Annotated in this window: 11 protein-coding genes and 1 pseudogene; 3 read left to right on the forward strand and 9 right to left on the reverse strand. The window is 68.2% G+C overall.

Going from position 1 to position 16,656, the window contains the following annotated elements; genetic code table 11:
* Nucleotides 1-30 precede the first annotated feature (30 nt).
* Nucleotides 31-2,274 carry a DNA topoisomerase IV subunit A gene (parC, locus tag AC1VXD_RS01495; protein ID WP_482990517.1) on the forward strand — a complete coding sequence of 748 codons (2,244 nt, stop codon included), beginning with the start codon at nucleotides 31-33 and terminating at the stop codon, nucleotides 2,272-2,274.
* Between the two features lie 304 nt (nucleotides 2,275-2,578).
* On the opposite strand, the gene bfr is transcribed toward parC, so the two are convergent.
* Nucleotides 2,579-3,067 carry a bacterioferritin gene (bfr, locus tag AC1VXD_RS01500; RefSeq protein ID WP_482990518.1) on the reverse strand — a complete coding sequence of 163 codons (489 nt, stop codon included), beginning with the start codon at nucleotides 3,065-3,067 and terminating at the stop codon, nucleotides 2,579-2,581.
* 124 nt (nucleotides 3,068-3,191) lie between these two features.
* Between bfr and AC1VXD_RS01505 the strand changes: the two are divergent.
* Nucleotides 3,192-5,531, forward strand: a pseudogene (locus tag AC1VXD_RS01505) (penicillin acylase family protein); the annotation flags it as partial.
* A gap of 8 nt (nucleotides 5,532-5,539) precedes the next feature.
* Here AC1VXD_RS01505 and AC1VXD_RS01510 read toward each other — a convergent pair.
* From AC1VXD_RS01510 to map, 8 genes are all read right to left on the reverse strand, one after another.
* On the reverse strand, nucleotides 5,540-6,928 hold the full coding sequence (locus AC1VXD_RS01510) for a cation:proton antiporter domain-containing protein (RefSeq protein ID WP_482990519.1): 1,389 nt from the start codon (nucleotides 6,926-6,928) through the stop codon (nucleotides 5,540-5,542).
* 78 nt (nucleotides 6,929-7,006) lie between these two features.
* A complete protein-coding gene (gene asnB, locus AC1VXD_RS01515; protein WP_482990520.1) occupies nucleotides 7,007-8,698 on the reverse strand; it encodes an asparagine synthase B in 1,692 nt (563 codons plus the stop codon).
* Between the two features lie 339 nt (nucleotides 8,699-9,037).
* A complete protein-coding gene (dapE, locus tag AC1VXD_RS01520) occupies nucleotides 9,038-10,165 on the reverse strand; it encodes a succinyl-diaminopimelate desuccinylase (RefSeq protein ID WP_482990521.1) in 1,128 nt (375 codons plus the stop codon).
* Complete coding sequence (locus AC1VXD_RS01525) at nucleotides 10,162-10,533, reverse strand: arsenate reductase (RefSeq protein ID WP_482990522.1); 372 nt, start codon at nucleotides 10,531-10,533, stop codon at nucleotides 10,162-10,164. The genes dapE and AC1VXD_RS01525 overlap by 4 nt, the downstream gene beginning before the upstream one ends.
* Nucleotides 10,534-10,564: 31 nt before the next feature.
* Nucleotides 10,565-11,437, reverse strand: a complete 873-nt coding sequence (locus AC1VXD_RS01530) for a hypothetical protein (protein ID WP_482990523.1) — start codon at nucleotides 11,435-11,437, stop codon at nucleotides 10,565-10,567.
* A complete protein-coding gene (gene dapD / locus AC1VXD_RS01535) occupies nucleotides 11,434-12,483 on the reverse strand; it encodes a 2,3,4,5-tetrahydropyridine-2,6-dicarboxylate N-succinyltransferase (protein WP_482990524.1) in 1,050 nt (349 codons plus the stop codon). The genes AC1VXD_RS01530 and dapD overlap by 4 nt, the downstream gene beginning before the upstream one ends.
* Nucleotides 12,483-15,110: a [protein-PII] uridylyltransferase gene (locus AC1VXD_RS01540; RefSeq protein WP_482990525.1), complete on the reverse strand. Its 2,628-nt coding sequence runs from the start codon at nucleotides 15,108-15,110 to the stop codon at nucleotides 12,483-12,485. Before AC1VXD_RS01540 ends, dapD begins: the two co-directional genes overlap by 1 nt.
* A gap of 2 nt (nucleotides 15,111-15,112) precedes the next feature.
* Nucleotides 15,113-15,889, reverse strand: coding sequence for a type I methionyl aminopeptidase (gene map / locus AC1VXD_RS01545; protein WP_482990526.1), 777 nt, complete (start codon nucleotides 15,887-15,889; stop codon nucleotides 15,113-15,115).
* A 238-nt stretch (nucleotides 15,890-16,127) separates the two neighbouring features.
* Here map and AC1VXD_RS01550 point away from each other — a divergent pair, with 238 nt between their 5' ends.
* On the forward strand, nucleotides 16,128-16,655 hold the full coding sequence (locus AC1VXD_RS01550) for a Csu type fimbrial protein (protein ID WP_482990527.1): 528 nt from the start codon (nucleotides 16,128-16,130) through the stop codon (nucleotides 16,653-16,655).
* The last annotated feature ends 1 nt before the right edge of the window (nucleotide 16,656 follow it).

Consider the following 16,656-nt stretch of genomic DNA (forward strand, 5'->3'; position numbering starts at 1 on the left):
TTCGCCTCCCGACATAGGTAACAACGCCGCATGACCGAACCTGCCCGCCCCGTGTTCCACGGTTTCGAACAACTGCCGCTGCGCGAGTACGCCGAACGCGCCTACCTCGACTATTCGATGTACGTGGTGCTCGACCGTGCCCTGCCGTTCATCGGCGACGGCCTGAAGCCGGTGCAGCGCCGCATCATCTATTCGATGAGCGAGCTGGGCCTGAATGCCGCGTCCAAGCCGAAGAAGTCCGCGCGCACCGTCGGTGACGTGATCGGTAAATACCACCCGCATGGCGACAGCGCGTGCTACGAGGCGCTGGTGCTGATGGCGCAGCCCTTCTCCTACCGCTACCCGCTGATCGAGGGCCAGGGCAACTTCGGCTCCAGCGACGACCCGAAGTCGTTCGCGGCGATGCGCTACACCGAATCCAAGCTGACCCCGATCGCCGAAGTGCTGCTGGGCGAGCTGGGCCAGGGCACCACCGACTGGGCGCCGAACTTCGACGGCACCCTGCAGGAGCCGACCTGGATGCCGGCGCGCCTGCCGCATCTGCTGCTGAACGGCACCACCGGCATCGCCGTGGGCATGGCCACCGACGTGCCGCCGCACAACCTCAACGAGATCGTCAGCGCGCTGCTGCACCTGCTGGACGATCCCGACGCCAGCGTGCGCGACCTGTGCGAGCACGTGAAGGGCCCGGACTATCCGTCGACCGCCGAGATCATCACCCCGGCCAACGACCTGCGCACGATGTACGAGACCGGCAACGGCAGCGTGCGTGCGCGTGCGACCTTCACCAAGGAAGCGAACAACGTGGTGGTCACCGCGTTGCCGTTCCAGGTGTCGCCGTCGAAGGTGATCGAGCAGATTGCCGCGCAGATGCGCGCCAAGAAGCTGCCGTGGCTGGAAGACGTGCGCGATGAATCCGACCACGCCAATCCGGTGCGCGTGGTGCTGGTGCCGCGCTCCAACCGCGTCGACGCGGACCAGCTGATGGGCCACCTGTTCGCGACCACGGACATGGAGCGCAGCTACCGCGTCAACCTCAACGTGATCGGGCTGGACGGCCGTCCGCAGGTGAAGAACCTGAAGATGCTGCTCAGCGAATGGCTGGCATTCCGCAGCACCACCGTCACCCGCCGCCTGCAGCACCGCCTGCAGAAGGTCGAGCGCCGCCTGCACCTGTTGGAAGGCCTGCTGGTGGCCTTCCTCAACCTGGACGAGGTGATCCACATCATCCGTACCGAGGACGAACCGAAGGCAGCGCTGATCGCGCGCTTCGGCCTGTCCGAAGACCAGGCCGAGTACATCCTGGAAACCAAGCTGAAGCAGCTGGCCCGCCTGGAAGAGATGAAGATCCGCGGCGAGCAGGACGAGCTGGCCAAGGAGCGCGAGAAGATCCTCGGCATCCTCGACAGCAAGGCCAAGCTGAAAAAGCTGATCCGCGACGAACTGGCCGCCGACGCCAAGAAGTTCGGCGACGCCCGCCGTTCGCCGCTGGTGCAGCGCCAGGCCGCGCAGGCCATCGACGAAACCGAGCTGGTGCCGAGCGAGCCGATGACCGTCGTGCTGTCGGAGAAGGGCTGGATCCGCGCGGCCAAGGGCCACGACATCGATGCCGCCACCCTGTCCTACCGCGATGGTGACGCCCTGCAGGGCTCGGTGCGCGCGCGCAGCACCCAGCAGGTCGCCTTCCTGGACAGCGAAGGCCGCGCCTACTCGACGCCGGTGCATACCCTGCCCTCGGCGCGTGGCAACGGTGAACCGCTGACCGGCCGCTTCTCGCCGGCACCGGGCACCAGCTTCGTGACCCTGGCCAGCGCCGAACCGGACGCCCGCTTCGTGCTGGCCTCGACCCACGGCTATGGCTTCGTCACCCGCTTCGAGAACCTGATCGGCCGCAACAAGGCCGGCAAGGCGATGCTGAACCTGTCGTCCGGTTCCTCGGTGCTGACCCCGTCGGCCGTGGCCAACGTGGCGACCGACCGCATCGTGGCGGTGACCAGCTCGGGCAACCTGCTGGCGATCGCCGCCAACGACCTGCCGGAACTGGACAAGGGCAAGGGCAACAAGATCATCGAGATCCCCAAGGCCAAATTGGCCACCGAGCGGGTCGTGGCGATCGTGGCGATCAGCCCGGGGCAGACCCTGCAGGTGCGCAGCGGCCAGCGCACCATGGGCCTGAAGTTCAACGAGCTCGACGCCTACCTGGGCGCCCGCGCCACCCGCGGCCACCTGCTGCCGCGCGGCTGGCAGAAGGTGGAAGGGTTGTCGGTGGAATGACGGGGAACGGGGTCGGATCCCTTTCCACAGGAAAGGGCTCTGACCCATCCGACATGACAAGGGGTCAGAGCCGTTTTCGTTGAAAACGGATCTGACCCCGGACACGAAAAAGCCGGGGATTCCCCGGCTTTTTCGTTTGTCGGCTGGCGGGCGGTGGAGCGGCTGGCTGGCGAAGGCTGGCTCGCGATGCTCCGGTGCTGGCGGGCGACGTTGCTTGGTGCGCCTGGTAGAGCCGACCGTTGGTGGGCTGTATTTTGAAGAGCACCCGACCAACGGTCGGCTCTACCCAAAGCGCGGCGCCGGCTCAGTGCGCCGGGGCGCCGTTGCCGTCGATCTTGCTCAGCTGGTACAGCTCCAGGCCGATGCGCTTGATCAGGCCCAGCTGCTGCTCCAGCCACCAGGCATGGTCTTCCTCGGTGTCCTTCAACTGCGCCAGCAGCATGTCCCGGCTCACGTAGTCGCCCTTCTCCTCGCACAGCTTCATGCCTGCGGCGAGATTGCTGCGGACTGCGTATTCAGTATCGAGATCCTTCTGCAGCATCTCCTCCACGGTCCTGCCCGGCTCGGTCGCATGGGGGCGCATGTCCGGGTCGCCGCCCAGAAACAGGATGCGGCGCAGCAGCGCGTCGGCGTGCTGGGTTTCCTCTTCCATCTCGTGGTTCAGGCGCTCGTACAGCGCGAACAGGCCCTGGTCCTCGTAGCGGCGGGAATGGATGAAGTACTGGTCGCGGGCAGCAAGCTCGCCGCGCAGCAGTTCCTTCAGGCAGGCGATGACGTCCGGGTTGCCTTTCATGGAGGTGCTCCTGTGGATCGATGCGGCATAGGGTGCCGCATTTCAAAATACGGTGATCTAATCGGAATCAGTCGCAGTTGCGCCTGCGGCTACAATCCCCCCACGAGTGCCGGAAGGACCTGCAATGCGACGTACCTGGCGTTGGATACTGGCTGTGCTCATCGCCATCGTGCTGGTCACCGCACTGGTCCTGTGGCTGTTGCTGCGCGGCAGCCTGGCTGAACTGGAGGGCGAACAGGCCCTGCCCGGGCTGGCCGCGCCGGTCAGCATCGAGCGCGACGCGCTGGGGGTGGTCACCATCACCGCCGGCAGCCAGACCGATGCCATGCGTGCCCTCGGCCATGTGCATGCGCAGGAACGTTATTTCGAGATGGACCTGATGCGCCGCAGTGCCGCGGGCGAACTGTCGGCGCTGTTCGGGCCGGTGGCCATCGACGCCGACAAGCGCATGCGCGTGCACCGGCTGCGCGCGCGCACCGAAGCGCACCTGGACGACGCACTTGGCGACAACCCGCAGGCCGTGCGTGCCTACGTCGACGGGGTCAACGCGGGCCTGGCCGATCTGTCGGTGCGGCCCTGGGCCTACCTGCTGCTGCGGCAGTCGCCCGCACCCTGGCAGGCCAGCGACAGCGTGCTGGCCGGGCTGGCCATGTACGCCGACCTGCAGGACCCGGGCAACCAGAACGAACTGGCGCTGGCGCGCATCCGCGACGTGGTGCCGCCGGCCCTGCATGCGCTGCTGGCCCACGATGGCAGCAGCTGGGACGCGCCCCTGCAGGGCGAACCGCGCGGCGACGCGGTGCTGCCCGACGCCACCCAGCTGGACCTGCGCACGCTGGCTGCCGCGCCCACCGCGCCTGCCGCCGACGCCGATGCGGTCGGCAGCAACAACTTCGCCGTGGCCGGTGCGCTGACCGCCGATGGCCGCGCCATCATCGCCGACGACATGCACCTGGCCCTGCGTGCGCCCAGCCTGTGGTTCCGCGTGCGCCTGCGCTATCCGGATCCGCAGGCACCGGGTGGCCAGGTCGATGTCAGCGGCTTCTCGCTGCCGGGCGTGCCGGCGGTCATCGTCGGCAGCAACGGGCACGTAGCCTGGGGCTTCACCAACAGCTACATCGACACGGCCGATTTCCGCCGCGAACCAGCGAATGCGCCGGTGACCGTGCACGAGGAACGCATCGCCGTGGCCGGCAAGCCCGATGTGCTGTTTCCGGTGCGGGAAACCGCGTGGGGGCCGATCCTGCACACCCATGCCGATGGCAGCGGCGATGCCCTGCGCTGGGTCGCCCACCTGCCCGGCGCGGTGCGCATGGACTTCGCCGACATGGCCCGCGCCGGTGACCTCAGCCAGGCCCTGGAGACCGCCGACCATGCCGGCATTCCCGCACAGAACCTGGTGATCGGTGATCGCAGCGGGCGCATTGCCTGGCGGCTGGTGGGTGCACGCCCGGACCGCGGCCCCGGCTGCGTGCCGCAGGGCTTCAACACCCTGCAGGACAGCGCGCTTGATGACGGCACGGACTGCGCGCCATGGCCGATCCGAAGCGACGCCGCGCCGGCCCTGATCGATCCGCCCGGGCAGCGCCTGTGGACCGCCAACAGCCGCGTCGTCGACGATGCCACCCTGGCCGTGGTCGGCAACGCCGGCTACGACCTGGGCGCACGCGGCCAGCAGATCCGCAACCTGCTGGCAACCCAGGAACGCTTCGATGAACACGACCTGCTGGCGATCCAGCTCGACGACCGCGCCGTTTTACTGCAGCGCTGGTGGGGGCTGCTGCAGGAAACCGCCGCGCACAGCGACGATCCGTCGTTGAAGCGTTTGGCCGACGCCAGCGGACACTGGAACGCCCGCGCCTCGGCAAGCTCGACCAGCTACCGCATCGTGCGTGGTTTCCGCGGCGAAGTGCTTGAAGCCATCGAGAGCGCGCTGCTGGCACCGGCCAAGGCGCGCCTGGGGAATGACTACCTGCCGCCGCGGCTTGCGCAGCTGGAAGGTGTGGTCTGGCCGATGCTGCAACAACGCCCGGCCAACCTGCTGCCACCGGGCGTGGACAGCTGGGACGCGCTGCTGGCCAAGGCCGCGCGCACGCTGGAAGCCGACCTCGACAAGCAGGGGCCGCTGCAGCAGCGCACCTGGGGCGAGCGCAACGTGGCCGACATCTGCCACCCGGTCTCGCGTGCCCTGCCCACCTTCACCCGCCGCTGGCTGTGCATGCCGGCCGACCAGCTGCCTGGCGACCGCGACATGCCGCGCGTGCAGGGCCCGAGCTTCGGTGCCTCGCAGCGCATGGTGGTCTCGCCGGGCCATGAAGCCGACGGCATCGTGCACATGCCGGGCGGCCAGAGTGGCCACCCGCTGTCGCCGTACTGGGGCGCCGGCCACGAAGACTGGGTGCATGGCCGCCCGACCCCGTTCCTGCCGGGCAGGGCGCAGCATGTGCTGAAGCTCGTCCCGGCGCTACCGGATCAGGCCTTGCGGCGTTCCATCAGGTTCAACAGCGGTCCGGTCATCGCCGTGGTCACCAGCGCCATGATCACCAGCACCGCGAACAGGCGGTCACCCAGCAGGCCCAGCTCGTAGCCCAGGTTGAGCACGATCAGCTCCATCAGGCCACGGGTGTTCATCAGCACGCCCAGACGCCAGGCTTCGCGATTTTCCATGCCGGTGCTGCGCGCGGCACTCCAGGTGCCCAGCAACTTGCCGGCGGTGGCCACCACGATCACCACCACGCCCAGCAGGATGTCGCTGGTCTGCAATGCATCGGCGCGCATGCGCAGGCCGGTCATCGCGAAGAACAGTGGCAGCAGCAGGGTCGCCGCGAACGGTTCGACCCTGGCCACCAGCAGCTCGCGCAGCTGGGCGTTGGATGACACCGCCACGCCGGCCGCGAACGCGCCGAACAGCGCATGGATGCCCAGCACTTCGGTCACCAGCGCGCTGGCCAGCGACAGCAGCAGGATGCCCAGCAGCCAGCGCCCTTCGCGCCCGCGGACGATCTTCTGGCGGGCGAACCATGGCTTCACCGCCCCCAGCATCAGCGCGATGAACAGCACCACGCAGACCAGGTTCACGCTGGCCGTCAGCCAGCCGGTGGCCTGCGCGGCGGCCACGATCAGCGCCAGCATGCACCACGCGGTGGCATCGCCCAGCGCCGCACAGGCAATGGAGGTCTGCCCCAGCGGGGTGTACGTGATGCCACGATCGGCAAGGATGCGCAGCAGCACCGGGAAGGCGGTGATGCTCATGGAAATCCCGACGAACAGCGCGAAGGCAGTGAAGCCCACGCCCTGCGGGCCGTGCCCCGGATACAGCCAGATGGCCAGCCCCACACCCAGCACGAAGGGCACGGCGATGCCGGCATGGCTGACGGTGAAAGCGAATTTGCGGCGGCCACGCAGCGCGCCCAGGTCGAGTTCGGCACCGGCCACCAGCAGGAACATCAGCACGCCCAGCTGGCTGAGCATGCCCAGCGGCCCCAGCGACGCGGCCGGGAACAACGCTCCGTGCAGCTGCGGCAGCAGGCTGCCCAGAACCAGCGGGCCCATCATCAGGCCAGCGGCCATTTCGCCGATCACTGCCGGCTGGCCGAAATGCTTCAGCAGCGCGCCCGCGCCCTTGGCCACCAGCAGCAGCACCAGCAGCTGCAGCAGGAACAGGCCCAGCGGCGATGCCAGGTGGTGGGCCCAGTCACTGCCGACCACGGCCTCGGCCTTGGCCGCCACCGACGGCACGGCCGGTCCCGCATAGCGCGCAAGCGCCAGGCCGATCGCCAGCGGAACCGCCGCCCACGCCAGGTAACGCCACCCCCATTTCATCGGCGGCACGCTGCCTCCGGTCTGTACATCCATGAACATTCCCCAATGCGCAGGGGCCCGATGATACAAAAAAGGGAACGTGCCTTCGGTAGCGCCGGGCCATGCCCGGCGCAGACGTCAGGCCAGGGCCTGCTCGTGGACGCCGGCGATGGCGCGGCCGGACGGGTCGGCGGCGGCGGCGAAGCTGGCATCCCAGGCAATCGCAGCCGGTGAGGAACAGGCGATCGACTTGCCGCCCGGCACGGTTTCGGCTGCGGCGCGGCTCGGGAAGAACTGCTCAAACAGGTGGCGGTAGTAGTACGCCTCCTTGGTCTGCGGCGGGTTGTGCGGGAAGCGCTTGTCGGCCGCTGCCAGCACGCGGTCACTCACCTGCGCCTCGGCGTGCGCCTTCAGGCCATCGATCCAGCCGTAGCCGACGCCATCGCTGAACTGCTCCTTCTGCCGCCACAGGATGCTGTCGGGCAGGTAGCCATCGAAGGCCTCACGCAGTACCGCCTTCTCGATGCGGCGGCCACCGAAACCGGCGCCGACCATCTTGTGCGCGGCATCGAAACGCATCGCCACGTCGAGGAATTCGCGGTCGAGGAACGGCACGCGCGGCTCCACGCCCCAGGCCATCATCGACTTGTTGGCGCGCAGGCAATCGTAGTTGTGCAGGGCATCGAGCTTGCGCACCAGTTCCTGGTGGAACTCGCGCGCATCCGGCGCCTTGTGGAAGTACAGGTAGCCACCGAAGATCTCGTCGCTGCCCTCGCCGGACAGCACCATCTTCACGCCCATCGCCTTGATCCGGCGTGCCAGCAGGAACATCGGCGTGGAGGCACGGATGGTCGTGACGTCGTAGGTTTCGATGTGGCGGATCACTTCCGGCAGCACGTCCAGGCCTTCCTCGAAGCTGTATTCGAAACCGTGGTGGACGGTGCCCAGCGCTTCGGCAGCGATGGCGGCAGCGGCAAGGTCCGGCGAACCCTTCAGCCCGATCGCGAACGAGTGCAGGCGCGGCCACCAGGCTTCACTCTGGCCGCCATCCTCGATGCGGCGGCGTGCGTAACGCGCGGCCACGGCGGCCACCAGCGAGGAATCCAGGCCACCGGACAGCAGCACGCCGTACGGCACGTCGCTCATCAGCTGGCGCTCGACCGCCTGTTCGAAGGCCTGGCGCAGGTCGGCCAGGTCGGCCTGTCGGCCTTCCACGTCGACATACTCGCGCCACGGCTGCTGGTAGTAACGCACCAGTTCACCGCTGGCGCTGTCGTAGTAGTGGCCCGGCGGGAACTGCGCGACGTCGGCGCAGGAATCCACCAGCGCCTTCATTTCCGAGGCCACGCGCAGGCGCCCCTGCGCATCGTGGCCCCAGTACAGCGGCACCACGCCGACCGGGTCGCGGGCCACCAGCACACGGCCGGCATCGCGGTCCCACAGGGCGAAGGCGAAGATGCCGTTGAGCTGTTCCAGCCACTGCGCCGGCGAGCCGCCCTGGCGGTACAGCGCGTTGATCACCTCGCAGTCCGAACCGGTCTGGAAGGCGTAGTCGCTGGTCAGCGCGGCCTTCAGGGCCTGGTGGTTGTAGATCTCGCCGTTGACCGCCAGGGCCAGCTGGCCGTCGGCCGACAGCAGCGGCTGCGAGCCGCCGGCCGGGTCGACGATGGCCAGGCGCTCGTGCACCAGCAGCGCGCCTTCGTCCAGGTACACGCCGCTCCAGTCCGGGCCGCGGTGGCGCTGCCGCTGCGACAGTTCCAGCGCATGGCGGCGCAGGGCGGGAAGATCGTCACCGGCCTGCAGGCCGAAGATTCCGAAGATCGAACACATGGATGGTGCTCCTGTTGTGGGGGATTACACGGGGGGAAGGTGTTCGACCGGCCAGCCAGGCCCGGGAGGGCTGGGCCCGGGCACAAAAAAACCCGCATCGGCCGATGCGGGTTTTCTGGTGTCCGGGCGTATGTTGCTGTCTATCTACCCAGGGCGCAGTCCCGCATCGGCCGCGCACGATTATTCGCGCGCAGATTATTGCGGTTGGTATTGTTGACGGCGGTGGCCAGGCGGATCGACATGGCACTGACCGTAACGCGGTTTCCAGAGCCGTGCAACAGTTGCGTTGGCAACCACAGGAGGCGTGCCGACCAACGGTCGGCACCCACCATTGCGGGGTTACGCCAGCAGGCGCTCCACCAGGCGCTGGTACAGGCGCGGCAGGGCCTCCAGCTCGTCCACTCGCACGTTCTCGTCCACCTGGTGGATGCTGGCGTTGACCGGCCCCACTTCGATGCACTGCGCACCCAGCGGTGCGATGAAGCGCGCATCGGAGGTGCCACCGCCGGTGCTTTCTTCCGGGGCACGGCCGATGTGTCCGGCCAGCACCGCACGCGCGGCCGCACGCAGTGGGCCTTCCGGGGTGTAGAACGGCTCGCCGCTGCGGTGCCACTTCAGCGTGTACTGCAGGCCGTGCCGGTCCAGCAGCGCGGTGATCTCCGCTTCCAGCTTCGGCGCAACCCAGTGCGGGTTGTAGCGGATGTTGAAATCCACCTCCAGCTCGCCGGGAATCACGTTGTTGGCGCCGGTGCCGGCATGGATGTTGGAGATCTGCAGGCTGGTCGGCGGGAAGCTCTCATAGCCCTCGTCCCAGCGCCGCGCACTCAGTTCGGCCAGGGCCGGCGCCGCCTGGTGGATCGGATTGCGTGCCTTGTCCGGATAGGCCACGTGGCCCTGCACGCCCTGCACGCGCAGCTTGGCCGACAGGCTGCCGCGGCGGCCGACGCGCAGCAGGTCGCCCAGCGTCGCCGTCGACGAAGGCTCGCCGGTGATGCACCAGTCGATGCGCTGGCCACGCTCGGAGAACAGGCGCGCGACATGGCGCACGCCGTCGATGGCATCGCCTTCCTCGTCGCTGGTGAGCAGCACGGCCAGCGTGCCGGCATGGTCAGGATGCGCGGCCACGAATTGCTCGGCGGCGATGACGAAGGCCGCCACGCTGCCCTTCATGTCAGCGGTGCCACGGCCGTACAGCACGCCGTCGCGGATCTCCGGGGTGAACGGATCGCTCTGCCACGCCTCACGCGGTCCCGGCGGCACCACGTCGGTGTGGCCCAGCAGCACCAGCACCGGTGCGCCGCTGCCGTGGGTCGCCCAGAGGTTGTCGACCTCGCCCAGGCGCAGGTGTTCGCACTGGAAACCGGCCTGCTGCAGGCGGGCGGACAGCAGCGCCTGGCAGCCGGCATCGTCAGGCGTCACCGACGGCCGCGCGATCAGCTCGCAGGTCAGGTCGAGGACGGCGCTCACGCGCCACCCACGCCGAAGCGTGCCTTGAAGCCGTTGTCACTGAAGCCCTGGCTGACCGTGCCGTCGGCGGTCACCACGACAGGGCGCTTGATCAGCTGCGGGTATTCGCGCAACAGCAGCTTCCACTCGGCATCCGAATCAGCGGCCTTGCGGTTGTCCGGCAACTGCCGCCAGGTGGTGGACGATTTGTTGACCATCGCGGCCAGGCCGCCCAGCTGCGCGGCCCACTCCAGCAGGGTTTCCGGGCTGGGCTTGTTGTCGCGGTAGTCGACGAAGGTGTACGGCACGCCGAAGCGGTCCAGCCACTTGGTCGCCTTCTTGCAGGTATCGCAGTTCTTCAAACCGTGGACAGTGGTGCTCATGGCCATCTGTGATGCAGGAAAACAGAGGGCCAGAATCTCACAACAGGCGCTCGGACACGACCCGGAACGGCAACGATGGCAGGCGCAGGGCCAGCCCCTCGGCCAGGTCCACGCCCATCGCCTGCAGGCGCGGGCATTGCAGCTCGCCCTGCAGCTGCAGCGGCTGCAGCTGGATGATGTCCACCGGCAGATCGATGCGGGTGCTGGCCCAGCGCTGGTCGCAGGTGCGGGCGATGGCCTCGTCCTGGCAGGTCAGGAAACGCAGCAGGTCCGGATGCCCGCCGAAAGCGGCGGTCCATGCATCAGCCTCCAGACCTTCGGCCGCGCGCCACTGCAGGTGCAGGCCCGGGGCACTGCCCTGCCCGCCTTCGATCAGGGTGTGCCCACCGCCATCGTCGCGCACCACATGCTCGAAGCGCCTGGAAAGATGCGGCTGCATGGCATCGCTGAACGCACGCGCGCCGGCCACGAAGGCCAGCCGGTCCATCACGTTGCGGTCGAACAGCACCACCGGCGTTCCCTGCGGAGCGTCATCGCGGCGCAGGTACCAGCGCCAGTTGCTCTGCCGTGGCGACGGCATCAGCGCACGCAGCGGCCCGGCCGCACGCGGGCCGAAGTGGCCGTGGCGGTAGCTGAGGATGGTGTAGGGCGTGCGCCCTTCATGGATGACGTAATGGTGGCCGGGCGGCGGCGGCGGCGCGTGCCGCACATCCACCCACCAGCTCACGTAGACCACATCGCGCACATCACTGGCCAGCATCGGCATCGGCCAGCGCCGCGACAGCGCGCGGCGCAGCCAGGTCCACCGGGGGGCATGCAACAGGCGCGGCAGCACCCGTCCGAACAGGCTGTCGGACGGATGCCGGTAGATCGCCGACGGCGCCAGGTCCTCCGGCGCAGTCGCCTTCAATCGGCCAGGCCGCGCAGCAGGTCGTTCACGCTGGTCTTGCTGCGGGTCCTGGCATCGACCTGCTTGACGATCACCGCGCAGTACAGCGAGTGGGTGCCGTCCTTGCTCGGCAGCGAGCCGGACACCACCACGCTGTACGGCGGGATGTAGCCGTAGGTGATCTCGCCGGTGGCGCGGTTGTAGATGCGGGTGCTCTGGCTGAGGAACACGCCCATGCCGATCACGCTGTGGTGGCCGACGACCACGCCTTCCACCACTTCCGAACGCGCACCGATGAAGCAGTGGTCTTCGATGATGGTCGGGCTGGCCTGCAACGGCTCAAGCACGCCGCCGATGCCGGCGCCGCCGGACAGGTGGCAGTGCTGGCCGATCTGCGCGCAGGAACCGACGGTGGCCCAGGTGTCGACCATGGTGCCTTCGCCGACGTAGGCGCCGATGTTGGTGAAGCTCGGCATCAGCACCACGTCCTTGCCGAAGTACGTGCCGCGACGGGCGATCGCACCCGGCACCACGCGCACGCCGGCGCGACGGAACTTCGCTTCGTCATAGCCGGCGAAGCGCGACTCGACCTTGTCCCAGAACGGCGCCGGGCGCGCGTCGACCATGGCCATGTCGTTGACACGGAAGTACAGCAGCACGGCCTTCTTCAGCCACTCGTTGACCTTCCAGCCACCGTGGCCGTCCGGCTCGGCGACGCGGAATTCGCCCGTTTCCAGCCCATCGATCACGCGGTTGACCAGCGGACGGGTGGACCCTTCCAGCTCGTGCAGGGTCAGCGTGGCGCGGCGCTCGAAAGCACTTTCGATGCCGAACTTCAGCTCTTCCACGCCCGGCACCGGTGGCTTGCGCAGCGACTTGCGGGCGATGGTTTCGGCGCGTGCAGCTTCGGCGCTCTTGGCCGGGGCCTTCTTCGCGACCGGCTTCTTCACAACAGCAGCCTTCTTCACCGGTGCCTTGGCCGGGGCGGCCTTCTTCGGTGCGGCAGTCTTCTTCGCCGCTGCGCTCTTGGCGGTCGCAGCAGTCTTTTTCACGGGCTTGGTGGCCATCAGGTGGGGTCTCCGGCGTTTCGATCAGGGTCCAGGCAGGCCAGCATTGCGTCATGCAGCTGCTGCCGGGCGGGTTCGGTCAGGGGGAGGTCGTGTTCGTCACTGATCACGAAGGTGTCTTCGGCGCGTTCGCCGAACGTGGCAATGCGCGCGTCATGCACGCGCAGGCGCTGGTTGCGCAGCACGAACGCCACGTCGGCCAGCAGGCCGGGGCGGTCGGGGGCGACCAGGGCGAATCGGGTCGCGCCGGGTTCATCGCGGAACTCGATGCGCGGGGCGAAACGGAAGTGGCGCAGCTGCCGGGGCACCACTCGCCGCGACGGGCGCAGCAGGGTCAGGTCGCCACCCAGCGCTTCGCGCAGCGCGGCCTCCAGGTTGGCGCTGCTGCCATCGGCGAAGGTGTCGGCCGGGCTCACTTCGAAGGTATCGAAAATGGTGTCCGACGGGCCATCCAGCACGCGTGCGCGATGGATGCCATAGCCCTTGCGGTCCAGGGTCATCACGATCGCAGCGAACAGGCCATCGCGGTCGGGCGAGTGCACGAATACTTCCAGCGCGGGGTCGTCCACGCTGATCCGGCGCACTTTCACCAGGGTGTGGCCCTGCTTGATCGGCACCAGCGCCGAGGCCTGCCAGGCCAGCTGTTCCGGGCGCAGGCGCATGAAACCCTCGTCGGGCATCACCGCGAACTGGCGATCGATGGTGGCATCGTCGTAGCCCTGCTCGCGCACCAGCGCGCGTACGCTCTCACGCGCCTCGGCCACGCGTTCGGCGGCCGGCATCGGGTGCTCCAGCCCATCGCGCAGCGCGCGGCGGGTGGCGAAGTACAGATCGGCCAGCAACCTGTCCTTCCATGCGTTCCACAGCTTGGGGCTGGTGCCGGCGATGTCGGCGCAGGTCAGCAGGTACAGGTAGTCCAGGCGGTCGCGGCTGCCGACCAGAGTGGCGAAGCGATGGATCACCACCGGATCGGCGATGTCCTGCTTCTGCGCGGTCACCGACATGCGCAGGTGCTGCTCCACCAGCCAGGCCACCAGCTCGGTATCGCTGCCGCTCAGCGCATGGGCGTGGCAGAACGCACGCGCGTCCACCGCCCCCAGTTCGGAATGGTCGCCGCCACGGCCCTTGGCGATGTCATGGAACAGCCCGGCCAGCAGCAGAAGTTCGGGCTTGCGCAGGCGCGGCCAGACTTCGTGGGCGATCGAGAACCGTTCGTCGGCACGGCTGCTGGCGAACAGGCCGATGTTGCGCAGGACCATCAGCGTGTGCTGGTCGACCGTGTAGACATGGAACAGATCGAACTGCATGCGCCCGCTGACCTGGGCGAAGGCGGGAATCCACTGCCCGAGCACACCCAGCCGCGCCATGCGTGACAGCGTGTCGACTGGACGCTGGCCGCGCAGCAGGGCCATGAACTGTTCGCGGGCATTGGCATCGGCGCGGTCGTAGGCCGGCAGCAGCGGCAGCGCCTCGGCCAGCGCACGCGCGGTCAGCGAATGCAGGCCGCGGATCTGCGGGTTGTTGGCCCAGCTTGCGAACAGGGCGAAGACCTGGCCGACGTCACCGCACGGCCACTCGGCATCATTGGCGGCCAGGTAGCCACGGCGCAGCGAAAAGCCCACGGTCAACGGTTCCGGCTGCGCCTCGCCGTCGAACTGCTCCTCGAAGCGCTGCAGCAGGCGGTCGCTGATCCGGCGCACCACCAGGGCGGCACGGTAGAAGCCCTGCATCATCTTTTCGACGCCCAGGTTCTCGGCGTCGTCTTCGAAGCCCAGGCGTGCGGCCAGGGTCTTCTGGTAATCAAAGCGCAGGCGCTCTTCCGGGCGGCGCGCCACCAGGTGCAGGCCGAAACGCAGGCGTGCCAGCACCGCGCGCTCGCGCTTCAGTGCGGCCGCTTCATCGGCGCCCAGATGGCCCAGTCCAACCAGCGCTTCCAGGTCACGCACGCCGAACGCACGCAGCGCCATCCAGCCCAGCGTGTTGAGGTCGCGCAGGCCACCGGGGCCGTCCTTCAGGTCCGGCTCCAGGTTGTCGGCGGTATCGCCGAAGCGCTGGTGGCGGTTGCGCAGCTCCTCCAGCTTGGCCAGGAAGAAGGTGCGTGCCGGCCACGGCTCGCGGTCATCGATGGCCCCGCGCAGCGCGCGCCGGGCCGCATCGTCGGCCACGATCGGGCGCGCTTCGATCAGTGCGGTCAGCACGGTCTGGTCGGCGGCAGCCTCACGGCACTGCGCCGCCGAACGCACGGCATGGCTGACCGCCAGGCCGCAGTCCCACAGCAGCGCGAACAGGCGCGACAGGCCGGCCTCATGGGCCAGCTGCGCAGGCGGATCGCCGAACACCAGCAGGTCGATATCAGAGCGCGGGAACAGCTCACCGCGGCCATAGCCCCCCACCGCGAACACCGACAACCCGCTGCCGGCCGGCACGCAGCGCTGCCAGGCCAGGCGGATCAGGTGGTCGGCGGCGCGCGCGCGCAGCGCGATCAGGCGCTCGATGTTGTCGCCCTGGTCGAAGCGGCGGTACAGGCGCGCATCGGCCTGCTGCAGCGCCTGCCGTGCGGCAGACGCCCATTCTGGATCCTCGAGCGAATCGGCCGGCGCGTCCAGCAGTGAACCCGCCGGCAGCATCGTCAGGAGACCTGCGATTCGCCCGGCGACAGGGTCAGCACATCCACGCCGGTCTCGGTGACCGCGACCATGTGCTCCCACTGCGCCGACAGCTTGCGGTCCTTGGTCACCACGGTCCAGCCGTCCGGCAGCACCTTGTTGTAGCGGGTGCCCTCGTTGATCATCGGCTCGATGGTGAAGGTCATGCCCGGCTGCAGCACCAGGCCCTGGCCCGGGCGGCCGTAATGCACCACCTGCGGCTCATCGTGGTAGACCTTGCCGATGCCGTGGCCGCAGTACTCACGCACCACGCTGAAACGCTCGCCTTCGGCATAGCTCTGGATGGCATGGCCGATGTCGCCCAGGGTCGCACCCGGACGCACCGCGCGGATGCCGCGCCACATCGCTTCGTAGGTGGCTTCGACCAGGCGGCGGGCCATCACCGACGGCGTGCCGACGAAGTACATGCGGCTGGTATCGCCGTGCCAGCCGTCCTTGATGACGGTGACGTCGATGTTGATGATGTCGCCGTCCTTGAGCACCTTCCCTTCGCTGGGGATGCCGTGGCAGATGACATTGTTGACCGAAGTGCACACGCTCTTGGGGAAGCCGCGGTAGCCGACGTTGGCCGGCGTGGCGCCCTGCACGTTCACGATGTGGTCGTGGCAGATGCGGTCCAGCTCCTCGGTGGTGACACCGGGCTTGACATGGGGGGTGACGATGTCGAGCACTTCGCTGGCCAGGCGGCCGGCGATGCGCATCGCCTCGATTTCCTGCGGGGTTTTCAGATTCACGCTCATGGCACCCATTATCGCTGATCCGGCCACAATCTGAACGAACGCCACCCAACTGGGCGAACTGACGATGCACGGATCCGGCAAGGACCGTGAAAACGTGACCCAACCCGCGCTTTGTCCGACGCAAACATCACTGGATACAGACACTTACCCACCCTAGGCTGAACGGGACCGTCGTCAACGCGTCTCAGAACGTGCCGCACCGTCCGTTCAACAGACCCACGGGTCAGGGAGGTTGTACATGCGATCTGCAGTCCGTTCCCCGCTCACCTGGGCCGTGGCCCTGCTTCTGGCCGGCCCCGCAACGGCTGCCGACACCACGACGTTCAACGTCACCCTGATCGTCACCAAGGCCTGCACGATCACCGCAGCCGCGGCCACCAACGTCGACTTCGGCACGGCCGCGTCGACCACCGCCACCCCGACCCTGGGCCAGGGCTCGGTCACGGCGCAGTGCTCGGCACTGACCCCGTACACGATCTCGCTCAATGCCGGCGCCAATGCGGGCACCGCCAACGACGTGACCACCCGGCGGATGAAGAACACAAATGCCGCGGTGACGGCCAACAACTATGTCGGCTACCAGCTGTACCAGGACGCGGCGCGCACCCTGGTGTGGGGCGCCACTTCGGGCACCAACACCCAGGCCGGTATCGGCACGGGCCTGGCGGTTCCCTACCAGGTGTATGGCCAGATCACCAACCTGAGCACCAACAACGCCGCGGCCGGTAATTACCTGGACACGGTCACCGCAACGATCACCTATTGAT

The sequence above is a fragment of the Stenotrophomonas sp. STEN054 genome (assembly GCF_056854535.1).

What these genes read in the sequence shown, in the direction of transcription:
- bfr (WP_482990518.1), bottom strand. Translation starts at nt 3,067, where the DNA reads ATGAAAGGCAACCCGGACGTCATCGCCTGCCTGAAGGAACTGCTGCGC.
- parC (WP_482990517.1), top strand. Translation starts at nt 31, where the DNA reads ATGACCGAACCTGCCCGCCCCGTGTTCCACGGTTTCGAACAACTGCCG.
- asnB (WP_482990520.1), bottom strand. Translation starts at nt 8,698, where the DNA reads ATGTGTTCGATCTTCGGAATCTTCGGCCTGCAGGCCGGTGACGATCTT.
- AC1VXD_RS01525 (WP_482990522.1), bottom strand. Translation starts at nt 10,533, where the DNA reads ATGGCCATGAGCACCACTGTCCACGGTTTGAAGAACTGCGATACCTGC.
- AC1VXD_RS01540 (WP_482990525.1), bottom strand. Translation starts at nt 15,110, where the DNA reads ATGCTGCCGGCGGGTTCACTGCTGGACGCGCCGGCCGATTCGCTCGAG.
- map (WP_482990526.1), bottom strand. Translation starts at nt 15,889, where the DNA reads ATGAGCGTGAATCTGAAAACCCCGCAGGAAATCGAGGCGATGCGCATC.
- AC1VXD_RS01510 (WP_482990519.1), bottom strand. Translation starts at nt 6,928, where the DNA reads ATGTTCATGGATGTACAGACCGGAGGCAGCGTGCCGCCGATGAAATGG.
- dapD (WP_482990524.1), bottom strand. Translation starts at nt 12,483, where the DNA reads ATGGCCACCAAGCCCGTGAAAAAGACTGCTGCGACCGCCAAGAGCGCA.
- AC1VXD_RS01550 (WP_482990527.1), top strand. Translation starts at nt 16,128, where the DNA reads ATGCGATCTGCAGTCCGTTCCCCGCTCACCTGGGCCGTGGCCCTGCTT.